22 protein-coding genes are annotated in these 21,351 nt (G+C 59.3%); 14 read left to right on the forward strand and 8 right to left on the reverse strand.

Annotated elements, in window-relative coordinates:
- Positions 1-1,583, reverse strand: a 1,583-nt coding sequence (locus tag B2589_RS09860) for an isocitrate lyase (protein WP_286816460.1), incomplete at its 3' end; no start/stop codon positions are given.
- 343 nt (positions 1,584-1,926) lie between these two features.
- On the opposite strand from B2589_RS09860, the gene B2589_RS09865 reads away from it, so the two are divergent.
- Genes B2589_RS09865 through B2589_RS09880 form a run of 4 tightly spaced genes read left to right on the forward strand, consistent with a single transcriptional unit; the run spans position 1,927 to position 4,150 of the window.
- Positions 1,927-2,532 (forward strand): DUF1538 domain-containing protein, encoded by a 606-nt coding sequence (locus B2589_RS09865; RefSeq protein ID WP_286816461.1) that lies wholly within the window; start codon positions 1,927-1,929, stop codon positions 2,530-2,532.
- Entirely contained in the window at positions 2,525-3,400 is an 876-nt protein-coding gene (locus tag B2589_RS09870) for a DUF1538 domain-containing protein (protein WP_286816462.1), read from the forward strand. The genes B2589_RS09865 and B2589_RS09870 overlap by 8 nt, the downstream gene beginning before the upstream one ends.
- Positions 3,397-3,747: a P-II family nitrogen regulator gene (locus tag B2589_RS09875; protein WP_022988389.1), complete on the forward strand. Its 351-nt coding sequence runs from the start codon at positions 3,397-3,399 to the stop codon at positions 3,745-3,747. The genes B2589_RS09870 and B2589_RS09875 overlap by 4 nt, the downstream gene beginning before the upstream one ends.
- Before the next feature lie 13 nt (positions 3,748-3,760).
- Complete coding sequence (locus B2589_RS09880; RefSeq protein ID WP_286816463.1) at positions 3,761-4,150, forward strand: CBS domain-containing protein; 390 nt, start codon at positions 3,761-3,763, stop codon at positions 4,148-4,150.
- A 12-nt stretch (positions 4,151-4,162) separates the two neighbouring features.
- Here the strand turns inward: B2589_RS09880 and B2589_RS09885 are convergent, their stop codons facing one another.
- Positions 4,163-6,109 (reverse strand): CASTOR/POLLUX-related putative ion channel, encoded by a 1,947-nt coding sequence (locus tag B2589_RS09885; RefSeq protein WP_286816464.1) that lies wholly within the window; start codon positions 6,107-6,109, stop codon positions 4,163-4,165.
- A 44-nt stretch (positions 6,110-6,153) separates the two neighbouring features.
- On the reverse strand, positions 6,154-7,884 hold the full coding sequence (gene dauA, locus B2589_RS09890) for a C4-dicarboxylic acid transporter DauA (protein WP_286816465.1): 1,731 nt from the start codon (positions 7,882-7,884) through the stop codon (positions 6,154-6,156).
- A 100-nt stretch (positions 7,885-7,984) separates the two neighbouring features.
- Here dauA and B2589_RS09895 point away from each other — a divergent pair, with 100 nt between their 5' ends.
- From B2589_RS09895 to B2589_RS09905, 3 genes are read left to right on the forward strand one after another with little or no spacing between them, the layout of a single operon-like run.
- The gene (locus tag B2589_RS09895; RefSeq protein WP_022988393.1) at positions 7,985-8,173 is read left to right on the forward strand and encodes a hypothetical protein; all 189 of its coding nucleotides are present in this window, start codon (positions 7,985-7,987) and stop codon (positions 8,171-8,173) included.
- A gap of 22 nt (positions 8,174-8,195) precedes the next feature.
- A complete protein-coding gene (locus B2589_RS09900) occupies positions 8,196-9,191 on the forward strand; it encodes a ChaN family lipoprotein (protein WP_286816466.1) in 996 nt (331 codons plus the stop codon).
- Positions 9,192-9,206: 15 nt separating this feature from the next.
- The gene (locus B2589_RS09905; RefSeq protein WP_058341897.1) at positions 9,207-9,917 is read left to right on the forward strand and encodes an SIMPL domain-containing protein; all 711 of its coding nucleotides are present in this window, start codon (positions 9,207-9,209) and stop codon (positions 9,915-9,917) included.
- 5 nt (positions 9,918-9,922) lie between these two features.
- On the opposite strand, the gene B2589_RS09910 is transcribed toward B2589_RS09905, so the two are convergent.
- Positions 9,923-10,990: a beta-N-acetylglucosaminidase domain-containing protein gene (locus B2589_RS09910; RefSeq protein WP_232901236.1), complete on the reverse strand. Its 1,068-nt coding sequence runs from the start codon at positions 10,988-10,990 to the stop codon at positions 9,923-9,925.
- 103 nt (positions 10,991-11,093) lie between these two features.
- A complete protein-coding gene (locus tag B2589_RS09915) occupies positions 11,094-11,801 on the reverse strand; it encodes an SLC13 family permease (protein WP_232901235.1) in 708 nt (235 codons plus the stop codon).
- A gap of 110 nt (positions 11,802-11,911) precedes the next feature.
- Here B2589_RS09915 and B2589_RS09920 point away from each other — a divergent pair, with 110 nt between their 5' ends.
- The 6 genes from B2589_RS09920 (at position 11,912) to B2589_RS09945 (ending at position 18,177) form a co-directional block, all read left to right on the forward strand.
- Complete coding sequence (locus B2589_RS09920; RefSeq protein WP_058341900.1) at positions 11,912-12,370, forward strand: hypothetical protein; 459 nt, start codon at positions 11,912-11,914, stop codon at positions 12,368-12,370.
- 167 nt (positions 12,371-12,537) lie between these two features.
- Positions 12,538-13,614 carry a TRAP transporter substrate-binding protein gene (locus B2589_RS09925; RefSeq protein ID WP_022988398.1) on the forward strand — a complete coding sequence of 359 codons (1,077 nt, stop codon included), beginning with the start codon at positions 12,538-12,540 and terminating at the stop codon, positions 13,612-13,614.
- A 105-nt stretch (positions 13,615-13,719) separates the two neighbouring features.
- Complete coding sequence (locus tag B2589_RS09930) at positions 13,720-14,265, forward strand: TRAP transporter small permease subunit (protein ID WP_286816467.1); 546 nt, start codon at positions 13,720-13,722, stop codon at positions 14,263-14,265.
- Positions 14,262-15,557 carry a TRAP transporter large permease gene (locus B2589_RS09935; RefSeq protein WP_058341902.1) on the forward strand — a complete coding sequence of 432 codons (1,296 nt, stop codon included), beginning with the start codon at positions 14,262-14,264 and terminating at the stop codon, positions 15,555-15,557. Before B2589_RS09930 ends, B2589_RS09935 begins: the two co-directional genes overlap by 4 nt.
- A gap of 176 nt (positions 15,558-15,733) precedes the next feature.
- Complete coding sequence (locus B2589_RS09940; RefSeq protein ID WP_286816468.1) at positions 15,734-17,053, forward strand: SAM-dependent methyltransferase; 1,320 nt, start codon at positions 15,734-15,736, stop codon at positions 17,051-17,053.
- Positions 17,053-18,177, forward strand: a complete 1,125-nt coding sequence (locus tag B2589_RS09945; RefSeq protein ID WP_286816469.1) for an NAD(P)/FAD-dependent oxidoreductase — start codon at positions 17,053-17,055, stop codon at positions 18,175-18,177. Before B2589_RS09940 ends, B2589_RS09945 begins: the two co-directional genes overlap by 1 nt.
- Here B2589_RS09945 and B2589_RS09950 read toward each other — a convergent pair.
- Both B2589_RS09950 and B2589_RS09955 read right to left on the reverse strand, forming a co-directional pair.
- A complete protein-coding gene (locus B2589_RS09950; RefSeq protein WP_228285793.1) occupies positions 18,139-18,708 on the reverse strand; it encodes a choice-of-anchor I domain-containing protein in 570 nt (189 codons plus the stop codon). The genes B2589_RS09945 and B2589_RS09950 overlap by 39 nt on opposite strands.
- Before the next feature lie 154 nt (positions 18,709-18,862).
- Positions 18,863-19,336 carry a Dps family protein gene (locus tag B2589_RS09955; protein ID WP_022988406.1) on the reverse strand — a complete coding sequence of 158 codons (474 nt, stop codon included), beginning with the start codon at positions 19,334-19,336 and terminating at the stop codon, positions 18,863-18,865.
- 224 nt (positions 19,337-19,560) lie between these two features.
- On the opposite strand from B2589_RS09955, the gene B2589_RS09960 reads away from it, so the two are divergent.
- A complete protein-coding gene (locus B2589_RS09960) occupies positions 19,561-19,836 on the forward strand; it encodes a DUF2061 domain-containing protein (RefSeq protein ID WP_022988407.1) in 276 nt (91 codons plus the stop codon).
- Positions 19,837-19,872: 36 nt separating this feature from the next.
- On the opposite strand, the gene B2589_RS09965 is transcribed toward B2589_RS09960, so the two are convergent.
- Entirely contained in the window at positions 19,873-21,312 is a 1,440-nt protein-coding gene (locus B2589_RS09965; protein WP_286816471.1) for a dihydrolipoyl dehydrogenase, read from the reverse strand.
- Between the last annotated feature and the right edge of the window lie 39 nt (positions 21,313-21,351).

Below are 21,351 nucleotides of genomic sequence, written 5' to 3' on the forward strand. Positions count from 1 at the left end.
TGGTTCATGGTGTTGTCTTTACCACCGGCCTTCAGAGCCGCTTCACCAGCGAAGAACTCTTTGTGGTCATCACCGATGTTGGAACCGGCCATGTCCTGGTGCTTCACAGTAGCGATGCCCTGACGGATTTCCTGACGCTGTACACCAGCAACGTAGGCCAGCATGCCTTCGTCACCGAAGTAGCCCTTGGCCAGGTTGTCGGTAGACAGAGCCGCAGTGTGGTACGTCGGCAGAGTGATCAGGTGGTGGAATACACCTGCTTCACGGGACGCATCACGCTGGAAGTTACGGCACCACTCGTCAGCCAGCTGACCCAGCTCGGTGTTGTCGTACTCGGCGCTCATCAGCTTGGCACGGTCGTAGGCAGATACGTCCTTGCCTTCTTCCTTCCATGCGTCGAATACCTGCTGACGGAAGTTCAGAGTCCAGTTGAAGGACGGGCTGTTGTTGTAAACCAGCTTGGCGTCGGGTACCACTTCCTTGATGCGGTTAACCATGGCAGCGATCTGGCCAACGTGCGGCTTCTCGGTTTCGATCCACAGCATGTCTGCGCCGTTCTGCAGGCTGGTGATACAGTCCAGAACAACACGGTCTTCGCCAGAGCCAGCTTTGAACTGGAACAGGCCAGAGGCCAGGCGCTTCGGCTTCAGCAGCTTGCCGTTGGACTTGATCACAACGTCGCCGTTCTCGATCTGGGAAGCGTCGTCGATGTACTCACCGTCCAGGAAGCTGTTGTACTGGTCGCCCAGGTCACCCGGCTCGTTGGTTACAGCGATCTGCTTGGTCAGGCCAGCACCCAGGGAGTCAGTACGGGCAACGATAACACCGTCGTCTACACCCAGCTCCAGGAACGCCAGGCGAACCGCGTTGATCTTGGACAGGAAGTCGGCGTGCGGAACAGTTACTTTACCGTCCTGGTGGCCACACTGCTTCTCGTCAGATACCTGGTTCTCGATCTGGATACAGCAAGCACCGGCTTCGATCATCTGCTTGGCCAGCAGGTAGGTCGCTTCGGCGTTACCGAAACCAGCGTCGATGTCGGCAATGATCGGCACAACGTGGGTTTCGTGGTTGTCGATCTGCTTGATCAGCTCAGCAGCCTTGGCGCTGTCGCCAGCTTCTTCAGCTTCGTCCAGGGCGCGGAACAGGTGGTTCAGTTCCCATGCGTCAGCCTGGCGTAGGAAGGTGTACAGCTCTTCGATCAGGCCGGAAACAGCAGTCTTCTCGTGCATGGACTGGTCAGGCAGCGGACCGAACTCGGAGCGCAGGGCGGCAACCATCCAGCCAGACAGGTACAGGTAACGACGCTTGGTGGTGCCGAAGTGCTTCTTGATGGAGATCATCTTCTGCTGGCCGATGAAACCGTGCCAGCAACCCAGGGACTGGGTGTACTGGGAAGAGTCAGCATCGTACGCAGCCATGTCTTCACGCATGATCTTGGCGGTGTACTTGGCGATGTCCAGACCAGTCTTGAATTTGTTCTGGGCGCGCATGCGGGCAGCGTGCTTCGGGTTGATGGCGTTCCAGGTCGGGTTCTGCTTCAGGATGGAAGCGATTTGGTCGACGTCTTGTGCGTAGGGCATGATCTCTATCCTTTCTACGTTTATGTTCAAAAGGTTCGGAACGCTGCGGCCAGCAGCTTCCGAGGCCAACCACCTGTCTGACAAACCCGGCAGGTGATGACGTTGGGCGTAACTTTAGTGCTTTCGAATTTATAATTGAAATTTATATGGTGTATTTTCGGCATTTTTTCTGTGAATACCCATCAGCAGGTCTAAATGCCTGAAAAATACCCCCTGCACGCGGGCTGAACTCTTTGATTGCCCCCAGCATATCCCATGTTAGGATTAACCGGGCTGACCTGGATCAGCCACAGCGTCCACCTGGCACCTACAAGGGCTCTCCGTGTTTTATATCCGGTCCTTTTTGCATTCGTTGTTACACGCTCTGAAAAATCTGTTACCCATCGTCGTGGTGGTCGGTTTCTTCCAGCTGGTTATTCTGCAGCAGGTGCCGGATGACCTCGGCAGCATGGCCATCGGCCTGTTAATTGTTGCCGTGGGCGTGGCATTGTTCTTACAGGGACTGGAGCTGAGCATTTTCCCGGTGGGCAAAAGCCTGTCGAACCAGTTCGCCCGCAAGGGCTCCCTGGCCATACTGCTATCGTTCGGCTTTGCCATGGGATTTTCAGCGGTTATTGCCGAGCCCGCGCTGATTGCAGTGGCAGAGCAGGCCCAGACCATCAGTGAGGGGCGAATTGACGGCCTCACCCTGAGGATACTGGTGGCTGTCTCTGTGGGGTTCGTCGTTGCCCTGGGGGTTTTCCGCACCATTTTCGGCTACCCGCTGCACTGGTTCATGATCACCGGCTACGTCATCGTGGTGATTGTTACCTGGTTTGCGCCGGAGGAAATTGTCGGGCTGGCCTATGACTCCGGCGGGGTGACAACCAATGTGGTGACGGTGCCCCCTGATCGCCGCTCTCGGCATCGGCCTGGCGGCCTCGATCCGGGGCCGGAACCCGTTGATTGATGGCTTTGGCCTGGTGGCACTGTCCGTCATGGTGCCCATGATCACCGTGCAGGTGTACGGCATGGTGGTTTACTCCGGCGGCACCGGGGCCGCAGCCATGGAGGCCATCACAGCGCAGGTTACGGAAGCCCCGGCGAAGTCCGGCATAATTGCGGCCCTGCTCGACCTGGCCGGCATGTTGAGGGATGTGCTGCCGATCATCATCACCGTTCTGTTCTTCCAGTACCTGGTGTTACGCCGGAAGCTGAGCAATCCGAAGAAGATTGCCTTCGGCTTTGCGCTGGTGATCCTCGGCCTGTATGCCTTTGTTGTCGGCCTGAAACTGGGCTTGTTCCCCATCGGCACCAGCATGGCCGAGCAACTGATGGCCATGGACAGCTATGCGCCCGTGTACCTTTTCGCCCTGATGATCGGGTTTGCCACAACCATGGCAGAACCGGCACTGATCGCCATCGGCAAGCAGGCGGAAGAAGCCGCCGCGGGTGCCCTCAACGGCAATGCCATTCGCCTGTTGGTAGCTGTGGGGGTGGCCGTTGGCATCACCATTGGTGTGCACCGGATCATCACCGGAGATTCCATTCACTATTACATTATGGGCGGCTATATCCTGGTGATTCTGCTCACCCTGCTCGCCCCCCGATACATCGTGGCACTGGCCTATGACCTTGGCGGCGTGACCACCTCGGAAGTCACGGTACCGCTGGTAACGGCCCTGGGGATTGGACTGGCCAGCAGCATAGAAGGCCGTAATGTCCTGATCGACGGTTTTGGCCTGATTGCCTTTGCCTCGATCTTCCCGATCGTTACTGTGATGACCTATGCCATCGTGTCCCAATACCGATCTGAACGCAGGAAGGAAACCCAATGAAGTTCTCTGCACTGGTAGCAATTGTCCCTGAAGACCTGGAACAGGACTGCATCGATGCAGCCCGCGAACTCGGCGCCGGCGGCATTACCGTCATGACCGGCCGCGGCATCAGCAACACCGCCAAGAAGACGTTCTTCGGCCTGACCTACGACGGCAGCCAGAGCGTGCTCCTGATGGTGCTGGAAAAAGGCCTGTCGCTGGAGATTCTCAAAGCCCTGCAGAAGGTGATCATGCCGGACCCGGCAGACTCCCAGGGCCTGATCTTTACCGTTCCGCTGGAGCACCTGGGTGGCATCGACATGGCCCAGGTGGAAAAATTCGAACAACACCTGAAAGACTCAATCTGATCGGAGAGCGCTCATGAAACTGGTCAAAGATGTGATGGTCAAAGACATCATCAAGATCTCGCCCTTCGCAACCCTGCGGGAGGCACTGACGCTGATGAAGCACCACAACGTGAAATCCCTCGTGGTCGAGCGCCAGAGCGAGCACGATGCCTGGGGGCTGATCACCTATACCAACGTGCTCAAATCGGTGATTGCAGAAGATGGCGATATCGACCTGCTGAATGTCTACGATGTCTGCGCCAGACCGGTGATCAGCGTGGGCGAAAACCTCGCCCTCAAGCACGCCGCCACCTTGATGTCCGATTACCGGGTCAAGCGACTGCTGGTACTGAAAGACAACGAAATGTGCGGCTTTGTAGTGATGGACGACATCATGGATGCCCTGCTCGATACCATCGACTGAACCGGGCCGGCCTCAGGTCTGGCACATCACCAGCAACTGGTCGCCCTCCTGCAGGTCCAGGTACTGTTTACGGGGCGGGTTCATGACCAGGTGGCGCCCCCGCTCATCGGCCCGGGCCCTGAATACACCCAGCGCAATCTCGCCCCGGGCCGCGACTGTTTTCTCCAGTAACTGGAAGGTCGCGCTGGCTGGCAGCGGGTAGTCGTGGGGGTCACGGAACTGGATCTCGGCGCCACCGGCCGTGAACAGCTCGTCGAGCACCACCCGCAATTCCCTTCGTAAAGCCACCTGGGCCAGGACGTGGCTCAGAATCATCGGGCTGATCAGCATTTCACTTTGATGGCCATACAACAGGTGGCGGTTGTCCGGATCACTCAGCTCCATAATAACCTGGGGCCGGCGGGTGGATTCCGACAGAATATCTTCCAGCTGCAGGTAACCCACCATGGCACGGGCATCGGCCTCTTCCCCGGAGCCTATCCGGTCGCTGCTCAACAACATCACGGTATCGTAGCTGGCCGGCGCCAGCTTGCGCAGGTCTTCTTCCACCATGTAATCGGCTTCCAGCAGGCGGCCATTGATCCGCTCAAGGTCCACGCCATAGCGGGACATCTCACGCTGACGCTCTTCCAGCGGGGTTGCCGATACCATGTCCAGCTGGAACTGTCGCCCGGTGTAGCTGCCAAACTCCGCCGCCAGGCTCGGCACCCGTCGGTTCCAGCCGAGAACCAGGACCCGGTGAGGCCCCTGCTGGCGGCTTGGCTGCACAGAGCCGCTGATGCGTTCCACTGCCGCCAGGGGGTCCACCTTGGTATCCGGGCCCGTGTGTTCATAGTCGCTGGCCATCAGCACTACCCGGTCTTCGTTACGGATCACCGTATCTGACGGCGCCAGCAGGTTAACCTGCCAGCCTTTGGCTGCCGGCTGCAGCAAGCCCAGCACGACGGCATGGGGCCGCTGCGTTGCCAGCTCGCTCAAGGTCAGGCCCTCGGCGGTTTCGCCTCCCCGCACAAAGATCTCGTTGCCTTCACCGGCGGTCAGCAATTCGTTGTAGACCTCGGAGAGGTTTGGGTGCAGCACGTTCTGCACCATCAGGCGGCTGATGGTGGCATCACCGGCCACCACCTCGACCGAGCCGGGATAGGCGCGCTCGACCACCGGGAGCTTTCGCATGTCCTGGATTTCTGCCACCACAAACGGCAACGGGGAACTGAAATGGCGGGCTTGGGCGGCGATAGACAACAGGGCTTTGACGGTTTCGATATCGGAGGTCACCAGGCTGCCGGCATCATGGCCCTGGCTGGGCACAATCACTGCCGCAGCGTCCAGGCAGGCGACCCGGTGCAGGGCTTCGGGCTGAATAGCCGAACCGCTTCGCAGGATCACCTCCCGGGCCCGGCGACCCACGCCCGGCTCGTTGATCAGCTCGTACAGCTGTTCGCCACTGGCTTCTTCCGCCAGTACAACCAACCGCAGTTTCTGGGTATCGTGCTTTTCCAGAAAGCGCTGCATCCGGCCGGATGAACCAAACAACTCGGCCACCAGCGGCGGGGTCTGGGCTGTCCAGCCCAGCACCACCACATGGTTTTTCAGGGTAACCGGGGTCAGGCCCCGCTCCAGGTCTTCCATCTTGGCAATCAGCCAGCGGGTGAGGATGGCCACCAGGGTGCCCATAAACACCACATATCCGGAGATGGTCAGCAGGGTAGACACAATGCGCTGCCAGGTGCCGACATCGTCCCCCAGGTAGCCGGGGTCAGTCAGGCGAAGGAAGGCCCACCAGATAGCGGAGCCGGCATCCTTGAACTCACCCGCCGGCGGCAACACCACCAGCAGGCCGCCAATCAGCGAAATCAGGCCGATAAAACCGCCCACCACCAGTAACTGGAAGCCGGCACCTTTGACCAGCTGGCGCTCAACAACAAACTTGATTCGATCAACAATCCGGAACGGAAGCATGCCTGCTCCTTGCATCAACTATGCGGGGCAGTTTATCGCAGTTTTCAGGCTTCGCCAGAAACAACGCCATTCAGGGCCGCTTCCAGGGTGGGATAAAAGCGGCTGATACCGGGCTCCGGCTTTACGCCAGCCCTTGCCAGCGTGCGTAAAGGCTGGAACTGCAAGTCTGCAATCACTATTTCCGTGCCGGTATTCCGGCAGCTGGAAATCAGCTTGTTCAGGGCCGACAAACCACCCGCATCCAGTATGGTGACACCGTCCATATACAGCACCAGCCCCCTGGCCTGCCGGGACAGGCCTGCCAGCTCGCCAAACACCCGGTCTGCCGCCGCAAAGAACAGCGGGCCGTTGATCTTGAACACCTGCCAGCCCTCGGGCAGCTCCGCCTGTACGATGCGCTTGTTACCGGTAATATCGGTCACCTTGGTCATCTGCGCCATTTCCCGCATGAACAGCACCGCCGCCAGCAACACCCCGGTGGTAATGGCAATCACCATATCCAGCGCCACGGTCAGGCCGAAGCAGGTCAGGAACACCAGGATATCGCTGCGGGGCGCGGTTTTCAGAAGGTGAACCGCCTTCGGTGCTTCGCTCATATTCCAGGCCACCATCACCAGTAGCGCGGCCATGGCTGGCATGGGCAGGTAGGCCAGGATGCCGGCCAGCGACACCAGCGCCAGCAACACCACCAGGGCATGGATCATCGCCGACACCGGCGATTCCGCCCCGGCCCGGTAGTTGGCAGCGGAACGGGCAATGGCAGCGGTGGCGGTAATACCGCCAAAGAACGGCACCAGAATGTTACCGATGCCCTGCCCCATTAATTCGCTGTTAGCGCTGTGGCGCTTGCCGGTCATGCCATCAAGCACCACTGCGCACAGCAGGGATTCGATGGCGCCCAGCATAGCAATGGCAAAGGCCGCCGGGATCAGCTCCCGGAACAGTTCCCAGCTCAGCCCTATCGGCTCACCGGCTGCCCCCGCCTGCTGCCAGGGCCAGGCGAATTCCGGCAGGAACGGCGGAATACCGGCACCGGTGCTGCCATCCGGCAGCAGGTAACTGAAACGGGAGCCGATGGTTTCAACGGCAGCCCCCTGGCTGTTCATCCACAACGCCAGCAGGCTACCCACCACCACCGCCGGCAGGTGCGGCGGCACCGGGGTTTTCAGGCGGGGCCAGAGCAGCATGACCGCCAGCGTAGCCAGCGCCACCAGGGTGCTCATGGCATCCAGCGCCGGTAATTGCTGGCCCAGCACCGCCAGTTTGTCCCAGTAATGCTCCGGCATGGTCTCGACTGGCAAACCGAAAAAGTCCTTCACCTGCAGGGTGGCAATCACCACGGCAATACCCGCGGTAAAGCCCAAAGTGACGGACTCGGGTATATACTCGATAAAGCGCCCGAGACGCATCAGCGCCATAATCACCAGCAACACCCCGGACATCAGGGTGGCCAACAACAAGCCACCCAGGCCATAGCTCTGGGCAATCGGGTAGAGAATAACCACAAAGGCCGCGGTCGGGCCGGAGATACTGAACCGGCTGCCGCCGAACAGGGCGATCACAAAGCCGGCAATAAAGGCCGTGTACAGCCCGTACTGGGGCGCAACGCCACTGGCAATGGCCAGAGCCATGGCCAGCGGAATGGCGATGATGCCGACCGTGATGCCGGCCATCGCATCTTTCAGGAAACGGCCACCGGTGTAGCGCTCGTCAATACAGGCCTCACGGACAGCGTGGGCGAATCTGAGCGAAAAAAGATGAGCACGGTGGGACATCGCTGGCGGCTCCTGGTTGCGAACGAGACCTTATCATTATATGCTCATTACGATTACATTCAATGTTAACCTGATTAACATAGCATGAGCGTTGATACCTATGCCCAAGGAAAACCGAACCGCACGCCTCACCCTGCTGATTGACCCGGAAAAGAAAAAGGTCTTTGAAGCCCTGTGCAAAGAGGAAGATGTCACGCCGTCCCAGAAGGTCCGGCAGTTTATCCGGGAATATGTAGAAGCCCGGCTGGGCCCGGACTGGCGCGAAGACTCCCGCCAGAAAACCGACTGAGCGGCGAAGCGTATAAGCTCCTATGAAACCTTTATTCGCCAGCCTCCTGTTAACACTCGCCACCGTCACCGGGTGCGCCGCTGTGCCGGCAGACAACATCCCGGCACGGCCCAGCAGCCAGTACGATGCGGTGGTTTTGGCAGCGAAGACCGGCACCCCGCTTACCGTCCAGGAACTGGCCCGCCAGCTGGCCGATACCGATATCGTAGTGATCGGCGAGTACCACGGCCACCACGCTTCCCACCTACTCCAGGCCCGGCTGCAACAAGCCCTGTACCGGCAAAACCCCGCCCAGATCCTGAGCATGGAACAGTTCAACCTGGACCACCAGGCTGCCGTGGATGCCTACCTGGCCGGCACAACCGGCGAAACCGAAATGCTGGAAGACGCCAACGCCTGGGACAACTACAAGGCCTCCTACCGGCCGCTGGTGGAATTTGCGCGCCAGCATCAGCTACCGGTGATCGCCGCCAACGCACCGGCGGATACGGTTCGCTGTGTCGGCCGGGAGGGTAAGGCTTACCTGGACAGGTTGCCGGAAGCGCAGCGCTCAGCCCTGCCGCAGCAGGCCTTCCTGGACACCCCGGAATATCGGGACAAGTTCATAGACGCCATCAGCGGCAGCCATGGTACGGAACAGGCTGAACTCTCCGGGCGCATGCTCAACACCTACCAGGCCCAACTGCTCCGGGATAACACCATGGCGCACCGGATGGTGGAAGCGCTCCGCAACCGGCCCGGGCATCAACTGGTGCATACCAGCGGCACCTTCCACAGCGAGCAGCGCCTTGGTACCGTGGCGGTGCTGGAACAACGGGCTCCGGAACTGGATATCACGGTGATCTCACCAGTCGAATGGCCGGCCACTGAAGCAGACATGCCGCTGGCAAAGCACCGCCACAAAGGCGACTATCTGTACTTTATCCAGCCCATGCCCCGGGAATTCCGAGACCCGGAACGGGAGCGAGAGGCCATGCAGGCCCGGTTCGGCCAGCGCACCACGACCAACTGTGATTAATCACAAGGAGTAAGCATGAAAGTTGTCTCTGCCCTGATCATCGGCCTGTGTGCCATTTTTGCCGCGTCTCTGCTCAGCGAAGGACTGATGGGGCTGCGCACGGCCGACCGCTACGTGACGGTCAAGGGCGTGGCGGAACGCGAGGTGCAGGCAGACCTTGCATTGTGGCCAATCCGCTTTGTCGCCACCGGCAGCACGCTGGACGAAGCCCAGAACAAAACCCGCAGCAGTCGCGAAGCCATCATGGCCTTTCTGAAACTGCAGGCGATTGAGGAGTCGTCGGTTGAACTGCAGCGGCTGGATGTTACCGATACCCGCGCCAATCCATACTCCGGCAACAACAACGAGCAGCAGTACATCATCAACCAGACCCTGATGGTGCGCAGCACCGACATAGACCGTATCCGCCAGGCGGCACAGAACGTGAGCGAACTGGTGGATTCCGGTGTGGTGCTGTCGTCGGACTACGGCCCCGGCGGCCCCACCTATTTGTTCAGTGGCCTGAACGATATCAAGCCGCAAATGATCGCCGAAGCCACCGCTGCCGCCCGGGAATCCGCCCAGCAATTTGCCCGGGATGCCGATGCCGAGCTCGGCGGCCTGCGACGGGCCAATCAGGGGATTTTCCAGATCCTCGCCCGGGACCAGGCCCCGGGGGTTTCGGAACAACAGCAGCCGTTAAAAACCGTGCGTGTAGTCTCTACCTTCGACTACTACCTGGAGTAACCGGGTTACTGGGTGGCCACCATTTCGTCGGTAACCTGGTAATCCCCGGCCAGCCAACGCAGAATTTCGTGGGCAGCCGGGTGATCAAAGGCATCGTAGGTGTGCATCAGCGCCTGTTTTTTCTCATCGCTGATACGCCCCAGCCCGGTATCCTGCAGCACCAGCAAGTCTCTGTGCAGCTGTTCCGCCAGCTCCAGCCCCAATACCTCCCTTGCCGCATGCAAAAACGCCTGGCCATACTGGTAATCCGGCCCCTGGCGATAGGATTCCGCCAGGGTAATGGCCGGAATACTGGTGAGCACCGGTTGCAGCGCAGGGTTGATGGCGTGGCCTGAAAGATAGGCTGCGTTGCCCGCAGGGCGGCCGGTAAATCCGCGCAGGTGCAGGTGCCGGGACATGCGGTCACCGTCGTTTACCGGATAGTTATCCCAGAGCAGCGGCTTGCGGCCCAGCAACTTGCTGATACGTTTGAGGTGGCCCGGTGAAATCTCCCGGGAGCAGACTTCCTCCCCGGTCCAGAAAATCCGCACATCGCGGTCCAGCTCCGCACCCAGGGTTTCCAGATAATCCGCCGGCCGCTGGCCAAACACACGGTCCAGCACCGGGTCATCGGAATAGTAGGTTGGGCACACGCTGATTTTTGCAGCCGCGGTATGTTCCTGCACCCATTTGATAATGCCGGCCTGGGTTCGGGCCAGTTCCGGGGTATCCGGGTGCATATCGTCGAACAGGATGGCCAGCTCCTGAATACCCAGGCGATCCAGCATTTTCAGTTTTTTCGCCAGGGCATCCCGGGCGATGTCATCGAAGTTATTGAAAACCTCGAACGGGCTCAGCCCTACGCCGAAACGCACCCCTTCGCGCCGGCAGAATCCGGCAAAATCCGCCAACGCCTCGGCCTGTTCCGGCGGATGCGGCTCCTGCCAGCGCCGGCGCAAGTATGGATCGGCCTTGGGCGCGTACAGGTAGAAACCATAGCCATGGGTGGTCAGGGCATTAACCAGCTGGCGCCGCTCGCCCCAGCTCCAGACCGGGCCATAAAATCCTTCGATAATACCCAGCTCTACCGTCATCTCACTCGCTCCCTGACCAAGGTTTCCTATCATCATATACCCTACCCGGGCACAGGTCAGGCCCGGATGAACACTCCGGCGTTACGATGGTTTCGAAAGCGCATCAAACAACGTAGTGCGCCAGCGCAGCCACAACCACAGCGCCCAGCTCCGCCGCCACAATAAAACCCGGATACAACAGGCAAGACACCCACAACAGTCTGCGGTTGACCGGCCTTTGCGCCGGCCGGACAACAACCGGCCGGGCGGGAAACGCCAGCACCGTGGCCAGGAGCAAGACCAACGTCAACAGCCCCACCAGGGGCAGCATGGCCGCCATAAATTCACCAAACCCGATGCCCCGGGTCTGCCAGATGAAGAGGTTCTGGGGATTACCGATGGGCGTCAGAGCCGACCCGACATTCACAGCCAGGGCCTGGAAAATCACCAGCCGGCCCAGCGGAACCGGCACCACCGCGGCCAGGGCAACAGTCAGGGGCACCACGATAAACAGGGCCACATCGTTGGTCACTACCGCAGCCAACAGCCAGGAAAAAACCACCAGCGCCAGTGCCAATGAACGCTCCGTGCGAAACCGGCCCATCAGCCAAACACCACAACGGGCCAGGGCACCACTGTCTTCAAGCCCACGGCTCAGCACCAGAAAACCGGTGAGCGCCGCCAGGGTTTGCCAGTGCACCAGCCCGGCAAGCTCACTCAAAGAGGGTGACACCGCCCACAGCAAGGGCACCAGCCCAACCACCAGTGCCAGCAGCAGGTAATCCTCGGTCAGCCGGGACAGGAAGAAACAGAAGGGATTGCTACGACTCATCAGGCTTATGATCCCGATCAACAGGCAAAGGGCATGGCAGGCAGAGAATATTGTCTAGACTTACAGACAAACCGACATTTCAACAGCCATTCTGACCGGAGATATGCCGTATGGAAATCAAAACCTTCGCAGACCTGATCGACTGGACCCGGCAACTGCACGCCCACCTGGCCCGCTGCCTGCACGAATCGGCCGGCCAGCATAAAGACGAGCGGGCCAGCGCCCTGCTGGATTACATCAGCAGCCACGAGACCCTGCTGGAAAAGGCGGTGGCCGAGTATGAAAACCAGGCCGATCCGAAAGCCATGCAAACCCGGCTTTACGATTACGGGGTGCACAAGCCCATCGAAAAAAACCGGACCTGCAGTACCGATTACTCCGCGCTGGACTTCGCCGGTATTGCCCGTGAGATCTTTGATTTTCATGATCAGGTCATGGCGCTCTACGACAGCCTGATCGGCAAGGCAGAGATTCCCGAAGCCAAGTCTCTGCTGGAAGACCTGAAATCGCTGGAAGAACATGAAGCCATGCGCCTGGCCAGCCAGATCGGCCGGATGAACGATTTGTGAAAACCGTTCGTATAGCTCCGAGGCCTTAGACATATGTCTTAATTCGAGCAGCTGCATAGCACAACCATTGTGTTTGTGAACTAGACTGCAAGAACAAGCCGGTCACCCAAAAAGCGGCTGGCTCTGAGCCAAAGACAATTACAACAACATCAGAGGTTAGAAGAGCAATGAAGATCCGTTCTGTTCTATCTGCGGCTGTACTGGCTGTGGCAACGACATTTGCCGCCACACAGGCGCTGGCACAAGACAAATTCACCCTGAAACTGGCCGAAACCTGGGGCCCCAACTTTCCCATTTTCGGTGACACAACCAAGCGTTTTGCCGAAACCGTCGAGAAAATGTCTGACGGCCGGCTGACCATCCGCATCGACTCCGCCAACAAGCACAAAGCGCCGCTGGGCGTGTTCGATATGGTCAAGGCAGGCCAGTACGACATGGGCCACTCTGCCTCCTACTACTGGAAAGGCAAGGTTCCGGAAACCCTGTTCTTCACCAGCATGCCGTTCGGCATGAACGCCATGGAACAGTACGCCTGGTTCTACCACGGCGGCGGCATGGAGCTGATGCAGGAAGTGTATGAGCCCCACAACATGCTGTCGTTCCCCGGCGGCAACACCGGTGTGCAGATGGGCGGCTGGTTCCGCAAGGAAATCAAGTCGCTGGAAGACCTGCAAGGTCTGAAAATGCGCATCCCGGGCTTTGCTGGCGAAGTCTTCGCCGAGGTGGGTGTTAACCCCACCAACATCGCCCCGGGCGAGCTGTATACAGCCCTTGAGCGCAACACCATTGATGCCGTTGAGTGGGTAGGTCCGGCCCTGGATCTGCGTCTTGGCTTCCAGCAGATCGCCGATTACTACTACACCGGTTGGCACGAGCCGGCCACCGAGCTGCAGTTCCTGGTCAACAAGCGTGTATGGGAACGCCTGCCGGCAGACCTGCAGGAAATCATGCGGGTAGCCATGCGCACCGCCTCCTACGACATGCTGGTTCATTCCCAGCATGAAAACGCCAAGGCCTGGGCCAACATCAAGCAAGACTACCCGAACGTACAGATCAAACAGTTCCCGGAAGACATCTTCCAGGCCATGTACGATGCCAACAAAAAACTGCTGACAGAAGCAGCGGAAGACAGTGCAATCGCCAAGAAGATCATTGATTCCCAGCTGAGCTACCAGGAGCAAAGCCGGGCTTACACGGATATTTCCGAAAGGGCCTATCTCAACACCATGGCGGAAGTCGAGTAAACTGAACGCCATGCAGCAACAGAGCCGGGATCGCTCTTGGAGAGGTCCCGGCTTTTTGCTTTCTAACCAGAACAGAAAATCCGCTCTGCGGAGGACGATGTACAGATGCGCTGGATAATAAAACTGGACGAGGGCCTGGCCTGGGCCTCGAAAGTGTGCGGCTGGGTGGCGTGCATTGCCATGATCCTGATGGCCGCCAACGTGTTCTACGATGTGCTCACAAGGTATGTGTTTAACGACGTATCCATCGCCATGCAGGAAATGGAATGGCACCTGTATTCGGTGGTGTTCCTGCTGGGCATTCCCTATGCCCTGCGCACAGACAGCCACGTTCGGGTAGACGTGTTCTACACCAACTGGAGCCAGAAGCGTAAAGCCTGGGTGAACCTGGTTGGCGCCCTGATTTTTGTAATCCCCTTCGCCTACCTGATCGGCTTCTACGGTTACAGCTTTGCCCAGGACGCCTACCAGATGGGTGAAGGCAGCGGCGACCCCGGCGGCCTGCCACACCGCTGGATTATCAAAGCCGTGATTCCTTTCTCTGCCGTGTTTATGGCAACCGCCGGCCTGAACATGGCCACCTACGCCCTGAGGGTGATGGCAGGTGATAAAGAATACGAAGGCGAGCACAGTGCGGGAGGCCTGGCATGATCGGCATGATTATGTTCGGCGTGGCACTGGTCATGCTGATGCTGGGTTTCCCGGTGGCCTTCACCTTCGGTGGCGTGGCGCTGTTCTTTGGTATCTTCGCTGAAGGCATGGACCTGTTCGCGTTCATGCCCTACCGCATCATGAGCGTGATGCAGAACACCGTCTTGATGGCCGTGCCGCTGTTTATCTTCATGGGCGTGGTGCTGCAGCGCACCAGGCTGGCCGAGCAGTTGCTCACGTCCATGGGCCGGCTGTTTGGCGGCCTGCCGGGCGGCCTGGCTATCTCCACCATCCTGGTGGGAGCACTGCTGGCTGCGTCCACTGGTGTGGTCGGCGCCAGTGTGGTGGCCATGGGCCTGATCTCCCTGCCAGTGATGCTGGCCCATAACTACGACAAGCGCCTGGCCACCGGTACTATCTGTGCGTCCGGCACCCTGGGCCAGATTGTGCCGCCGTCTATTATCCTGATCATTCTGGGGGATGTTCTGGGCCTGCCGGTGGGCGACCTGTTCAAGGCCGCAGTGATGCCCGGCATCGTTCTGATCGGCCTGTACATTATCTACATCCTGGTGATCACCCGCCTCAAGCCCCAGACAGCTCCGGCCATGCCGCCGGATGACAGCATCAGCCGTGGCAAGGAAATACGCGATGCGTTGCTCGCGATTATCCCGCCGCTGGCACTGATTGTGGTGGTGCTTGGTTCGATCTTTACCGGCATTGCCACCCCCACCGAATCGTCTGCACTGGGTGGTGTGGGCGCGGTGGTCCTGGCCATCATCTATCGCCAGTTCTCGTTCAAGATGGTGTGGGATGCGGCCAAGGATACCGTCAGCGTAACCGCCATGGTGTTCGCCATCCTGATCGGTGCCACCGCCTTCTCCATGGTGTTCAGCTACACCGGCGGCGACTACCTGCTTGAAGAATGGCTGCTGATGCTGCCGGGCGAACAGTGGGGCTTCATCATCCTGGCCATGCTGGTGATCCTGGTTCTGGGCTTCTTTATCGACTTCGTGGAGATTTCGTTCATCATCGTGCCGATCCTGGCGCCGGTGGCCGAAGCCCTGGGCATCAACATGCTCTGGTTCGCCATCCTGGTGGCCATGAACCTGCAAACCAGCTTCCTGACGCCACCGTTCGGGTTCGCCCTGTTCTACCTGAAAGGGGTGGCGCCACCGAACGTCAAAACCACCGATATCTACAAGGGCATACTGCCGTTCATCCTGCTCCAGATCCTGGTGCTGGCGATGATCATCATATTCCCTGAATGGTTTGGCATGAGCGCCACTTACTAAGACTTGTACCTTCCGGGATCGGGCACCCGCCCGATCCCGCTTTTATCTCCACTTTGCCCTCCGTTTTCGCCAATACCTGACAAATCCTGATCATTTTCTATACTGAGTCAGAAACGCGACTCTCAGCCTGATTTCGGGACCGCACAGGAGCACAGAGAACAAAGGGAGAGCCTGCCGTGACACAGAACACCGCCCGCAAACCGGAATATAGCGGAAGCGACCCAAGAGCCCAGGGCCATGTGCTGACCCTGCCCCTGGAGAACAGCCAGACCGACCGGGAACCCCACAGCTACGAGCGCTGGCTGGTGGCCAAGCTGATGCGTATGGCCGGTTCGCCACCGGTGCGCTTCCGCCTGTGGAACGGCGAGACCATCGAACCGGAGCAGCAGCCCGCCCGGTTCACCCTGAGCCTGGCCGATCCCAAAGCCCTGTATTCACTGGTGGCCAATCCCAACCTGGCGTTCGGAGACCTGTACAGCGCCGGCCGGCTGGAAGTAGACGGCGACCTGCCGGATCTTATGGAAGCCATGTACCGGGCGGTTCATGCGGCCCGGCAGAAGTGGCCGAAATGGCTGGATGCACTGTGGCGCAACCACAACCCCCGGCCTACCGGGATTTCCGAAGCCAGGGAAAACATCCACCACCACTACGACCTGGGCAACGAGTTCTACCAGCTGTGGCTGGATAGTGCGGAAATGCAGTACACCTGTGCCTATTACGAACAGGCAGACAACACCCTGGAACAGGCCCAGCTGGCCAAACTGGAACATGTGTGCCGCAAACTGCGCCTGAAACCGGGCATGACCGTGGTGGAAGCCGGTTGCGGCTGGGGCGGCCTGGCACGGTACATGGCCCGCAATTACGGGGTAACCGTGCATGCCTACAACATATCCCGGGAGCAGCTGGCCTATGCCCGGGCCGAAGCAGAGCGGCAGGGCCTGGATAACCTGGTCACCTATGTGGAAGACGACTACCGCAACATTGAAGGCCAGTACGATGCGTTCGTCTCCATCGGCATGCTGGAGCATGTGGGCAAGGACAACTACCCCGCCCTGTCGGAACTGATCAAACGCTCCCTCAAACCCGATGGCATCGCCCTGCTGCACAGTATCGGGCGCAACCGGCCGATGCTGATGAACGCCTGGATCGAGAAACGGATTTTCCCCGGCGCCTACCCCCCCAGCATTGGCGAGTTCATGGAGCTCTGCGAACACAGCGATTTCTCGGTGCTGGATGTGGAGAACCTGCGCCTGCACTACGCCCAGACCCTGAGCCACTGGATGGACAATTTCACCGCCAACCAGGACAAGGTAACGGAGATGTACGACGAGCACTTCACCCGGGCATGGCGGCTGTACCTGGCCGGCTCCATTGCAGCCTTCCGGGCCGGCTCATTGCAGCTGTTCCAGGTGGTATTCACCCACGGCGATAACAATCAGCTGCCCCGGAGCCGGCAGGATCTTTATACCTTCCCAGCCACACCGGAGGGCATTTGATGGATTACTACGATGTGATCATTGTCGGCGCCGGACCCGCCGGCTCTACCCTGGCCCGGGCGCTGGAGGGCGCGGGCAAGCAGGTGCTGATTATCGACAAGGCCGAATTCCCCCGGGATAAAACCTGCGCAGGCTGGGTAACCCCCGCGGTACTGGCAAGCCTGGATATTGATGCCAACGAGTATGGCAATGGCCGCACCCTGCAACCCATTCGCCGCTTCCGCATCGGCATGATGGGCCAGGACGCGGTGGAGAACAACCACGGTGAAGTGGTCAGTTACGGCATCCGCCGCTGCGAGTTTGATGACTACCTGCTTGGCCGGGTGTCCTGCACCAAACAGCTGGGTACGCCGGTAAAATCCATTACCCGTGACAACGGCAACTGGGTAATCAACGAACAATGGCAGGCGCCGTTACTGGTGGGCGCCGGCGGTCACTTCTGCCCGGTAGCCCGGCAGCTGGGCAACGGCCCCGGCAAGCATGAAACCGTGGTTGCAGCCAAGGAAGTAGAGTTCGAGATGACTCCGGAACAGGCCCGCTCTTGCGAAGCCCGGGGCGATACCCCCGAACTCTGGTTCTGCCGCGATCTCAAGGGCTATGCCTGGGTGTTCCGAAAAGGCAGCTACCTGAACATTGGCCTGGGCCGGGAAGACAACCACCGGCTGACGGATCACCTGGAAGCCTTTGTAGAAGATATGAAACAGGCCGGCCGCATTCCCGCCGACCTGCCCGGCCGGTTCAAGGGTCACGCCTATCTGCTGTATGCCCACGCCGACCGGCCATTGGTGGACGATGGCGTGCTGCTGATCGGCGATGCCGCAGGGCTGGCCTACACCCAGAGCGGCGAAGGCATCCGCCCGGCCATCGAATCGGCCCTGATGGCCGCCAAAGTGATCCAGGAAGCCCCGGACTATTCTGCGATTTCCCTGCAGTCCTACGGCGAACAAATTGCCACCCGCTTTGGCAATCGCGCCTCCGAACAGGAGCATGGCTTTGACCTGCCTGAATGGCTCAAGCAACCCATTGCCAGCACCCTGATGCGCTCGCACTGGTTTACCCGGAAGGTAGTGACAGAGAAGTGGTTTTTACACCAGCAGGTGCCGCCGCTGGATGTGGCGGTGTGAGTAGTCGTCATTCGGTTCACCTTCGTTGGCAACTAGCACTTTTTGACCATCGCGGGTGAAAGTCACCATGTCTGGCAAGGCGCCCACGGTCACTTCACCGGCCTTGGACAGATCAGATGCGTTGTAGAACACAACCTTGCCGTTGTCCTGCTTCACCTCGGCTTCGATGGCGACGGCGACCAGGTCACCATACACCGCCACACTGTTAGCGGAGGCGCCTTCGCGGCTGGCGTCGATGGTGTTAACCAGCACCGGTGCAGACGGGTTACGAATATCCAGTACGTCCACGGTGGCCGCATTGGCATTCACCACAAACAGACGCTGGTTGGCAGCATCATGGGCGACGATTTCGGCGGCGCTTTCGTCGAACACATTGCCCGGGGCCTTGGAGCTTCCCAGTACATTGAGTTCGATCAGGCCCGGCAAGGAAGCCCTGGGCTGGGTTTCAGAACCGCTGCCGGTAGCGCAGGCAGCAAGGCCAACGGTGGTGGCCAGAATGGCGGAGGTCAGAAGGGTTCGCTGGAAAATCATGTTTACCTCGGGTTGTGTCGTCGGTGTGTAAATGACGACCCAAGCTATGGCAAACAGATGACAAAACCGCGTCAGAAAAAAGACAAGCCGATGACGCACATACAAAAATGGCGGCTCCGGGGAGCCGCCATTTCAGGTTACCGCTCTGCCTGGCTTACTGGCCCAGGTAGCTCCGGTACATCCACACGTCTTTCTCCTGCCCGGAGATGTAATCGCTCATCAGGGCAGAGGTGCCTTCGTCACCGGCTTCACCGGCCAGCTCCAGCAGTTCACGCTGCTTGGCGATCAGCTTGCCGAAGCTTTCAACAATGTTCTCAACCGCTTCTTTGCCGTTGGATACGTCTTTGCGCTCCGGCACTTCGGCGGTTTCGATGTAGGTGCTGAAGGCGTGAGCCGGGCGGTGGCCCAGGGTCAGTACACGCTCGGCAATTTCATCCACTTTCAGCAGAAGGTCGTTGTACAGCTCTTCGAATTTCTCGTGCAGCAGGAAGAAGTTCTCACCCTTGATGTTCCAGTGGTAACCACGCACGTTCATGTAAAAGATCTGGTAGTTGGCCAGCAGATCATTCAGTGAGCTAGCCAGTGCGGCGGTTTTTTCGGTATCCAGACCAATAAAGTTCTTACCCATTTGAACCTCCTGATTCGTCGTCGGGTTGTCTCTGATTACTACTCTAAGTCAGTTCCGGGCCCTGGGCCCAGTTCCATTCCTTAATGTCATTAATAGTAAAAACTTATTCGATAGCCTGAAATCTTATAGCTCGAACCTATTGCAGGATATCGCACAATCTATTTGGAAATAATTCTCGTTTGGTCTTAAACTGAATCATAGACCTGATAAATGCGGAGTTGATCATGAGTACGCTGAAACTGTTTGTCCACGAGCACAGCACGAAAGGTGATCAGTCGGTTTTGAAAACGATTACCTTCGCCATCACCCACTTTACCGTAGCCTTCACCGTGGCCTATCTGCTGACCGGTGACATCCTGATCGGCAGCCTGATTGCCATGGTGGAACCGGCCATCAACACCGTGGCCTACTTCTTCCATGAGAAGATATGGGCACGGCACCAGCAAAATGCAAGGGACGCTGCCGCCGCACCGGTAAGCTTGCAACATCACACGTCATAGTGAACTGACACAGGTCAGCTCCCACTGCGGCCCGGGTTAAACACCCGGGCCGCAGTCCATGCAGCCTTCCGCGGGCTCCGGGCCCAGTTTCAGGTTTCTGTTCAGGTCTTTCAGGGCTGATCGCAAGCCCTCTTCAATCACCGGATGGTAGAACGGCATCTCCAGCATGTCGCTCACGGTCATGCGCTTCTGGGCACACCAGGCCAGCAGGTGGGCAATGTGCTCGGCCGCCGGGCCGAACATTTCCGCGCCCATGAACAATCCGCTGCCATGCTCGCCATACACCCGCAGCAGGCCCCGGTTCTTGCCGATCACCTTGCTGCGGCCCTGGTTCTCGAAACTTACTTCACCGACGGCAAAGCAGCCCCGGCACTTTTCATCCACCTGGTGAATGGTCAGGCCCACCGAGGCAATCTGCGGATCGCTGAACACCACGGCCAGCGGGGTTTTGCGCAACCCGGTCTGTACCTCCGGATATGCCGCCGCGTTGTCTCCGGCGATGCGGCCTTCATCTGCGGCCTCATGCAGCAACGGCCGGTGGTTATTCACATCCCCGACGATAAAAATATGGCTGTCGCCACAGCGCAGGGTGTAAGGGTCGAACTCCGGCATGCCCCGGTCGTCCAGCTCGATGCCGGCGTTCTGGATATCCAGGTTATCGATATTCGGCCGGCGCCCGGTGGCCGCCAGAAGATAGTCGTAGGTTTCCTGGTGCTCTTTGCCGTCTTCCAGCCAGGTAATCTGCACACCACCGTCTGTACGCTCTACCCGGCGGGTTTCGGTTTCCGGACTGAAGGCAAACTCTTCGCTGAAGGTTTTCAGTGCGTAGTCACGGATTTTCTCATCCCGCAGCCCACCGATGCCGCCGCTGACACCGAACAGGTGCACCTTCACCCCCAGCCGGCTTAGTGCCTGCCCCAATTCCAGGCCGATGACCCCGGGGCCGAAGACCGCGACAGAGCCTGGAAGGTCCTGCCAGTCGAAGATGTCGTCGTTCACAATCAGCCGGTCCCGGGCATCCTTGAAGATACCCGGTATGTTGGGGCGGGAGCCGGTGGCGATGATGATGCGATCGGCACGGACTTCGGTATGGTCGCCGACTTCCAGCCGGTGGGCATCCAGAAAGCGGGCATGGCCCATCAGGCGATGTTCTTCCGGCAGTTTCTCCATGGAGCGGACCACCGGCGCCACAAACTTGTCCCGCTCGGCACGTACCCGCTGCATTACCAGCCGGCCATCAATGCGGACATCGCCAGCCAGCACACCGAAGTCGCCGGCGGATTTCAGGTCGTGGGCCCGCTCGGCGGCGGCAATCAGCAATTTGCTGGGCATGCAGCCCACCCGGGCACAGGTTGTGCCGTACTGCTCACTCTCAATCAACACCACACGGTCGGTTTTCTTTGCCACCCGCTGGTAAGCCACCATGCCGGCAGTGCCGGCGCCGATGATCGCTACATCCACGTCACGCTTGTTCATCTGGCCTCCTCTGAAAACCGGAAATTCCCGTCTTTTCTG

The organism is Marinobacter sp. UBA3607, from assembly GCF_002375525.1.
GTDB classification, from domain to species: domain Bacteria; phylum Pseudomonadota; class Gammaproteobacteria; order Pseudomonadales; family Oleiphilaceae; genus Marinobacter; species Marinobacter vinifirmus.

Coding starts and splice junctions, on each gene's coding strand:
- B2589_RS09935 (WP_058341902.1), top strand. CDS start 14,262: ATGATCGGCATGATTATGTTCGGCGTGGCACTGGTCATGCTGATGCTG.
- B2589_RS09950 (WP_228285793.1), bottom strand. CDS start 18,708: ATGATTTTCCAGCGAACCCTTCTGACCTCCGCCATTCTGGCCACCACC.
- B2589_RS09885 (WP_286816464.1), bottom strand. CDS start 6,109: ATGCTTCCGTTCCGGATTGTTGATCGAATCAAGTTTGTTGTTGAGCGC.
- B2589_RS09965 (WP_286816471.1), bottom strand. CDS start 21,312: ATGAACAAGCGTGACGTGGATGTAGCGATCATCGGCGCCGGCACTGCC.
- B2589_RS09900 (WP_286816466.1), top strand. CDS start 8,196: ATGAAACCTTTATTCGCCAGCCTCCTGTTAACACTCGCCACCGTCACC.
- B2589_RS09905 (WP_058341897.1), top strand. CDS start 9,207: ATGAAAGTTGTCTCTGCCCTGATCATCGGCCTGTGTGCCATTTTTGCC.
- B2589_RS09945 (WP_286816469.1), top strand. CDS start 17,053: ATGGATTACTACGATGTGATCATTGTCGGCGCCGGACCCGCCGGCTCT.
- B2589_RS09915 (WP_232901235.1), bottom strand. CDS start 11,801: ATGAGTCGTAGCAATCCCTTCTGTTTCTTCCTGTCCCGGCTGACCGAG.
- B2589_RS09880 (WP_286816463.1), top strand. CDS start 3,761: ATGAAACTGGTCAAAGATGTGATGGTCAAAGACATCATCAAGATCTCG.
- B2589_RS09955 (WP_022988406.1), bottom strand. CDS start 19,336: ATGGGTAAGAACTTTATTGGTCTGGATACCGAAAAAACCGCCGCACTG.
- B2589_RS09875 (WP_022988389.1), top strand. CDS start 3,397: ATGAAGTTCTCTGCACTGGTAGCAATTGTCCCTGAAGACCTGGAACAG.
- dauA (WP_286816465.1), bottom strand. CDS start 7,884: ATGTCCCACCGTGCTCATCTTTTTTCGCTCAGATTCGCCCACGCTGTC.
- B2589_RS09960 (WP_022988407.1), top strand. CDS start 19,561: ATGAGTACGCTGAAACTGTTTGTCCACGAGCACAGCACGAAAGGTGAT.
- B2589_RS09920 (WP_058341900.1), top strand. CDS start 11,912: ATGGAAATCAAAACCTTCGCAGACCTGATCGACTGGACCCGGCAACTG.
- B2589_RS09925 (WP_022988398.1), top strand. CDS start 12,538: ATGAAGATCCGTTCTGTTCTATCTGCGGCTGTACTGGCTGTGGCAACG.
- B2589_RS09930 (WP_286816467.1), top strand. CDS start 13,720: ATGCGCTGGATAATAAAACTGGACGAGGGCCTGGCCTGGGCCTCGAAA.
- B2589_RS09910 (WP_232901236.1), bottom strand. CDS start 10,990: ATGACGGTAGAGCTGGGTATTATCGAAGGATTTTATGGCCCGGTCTGG.
- B2589_RS09895 (WP_022988393.1), top strand. CDS start 7,985: ATGCCCAAGGAAAACCGAACCGCACGCCTCACCCTGCTGATTGACCCG.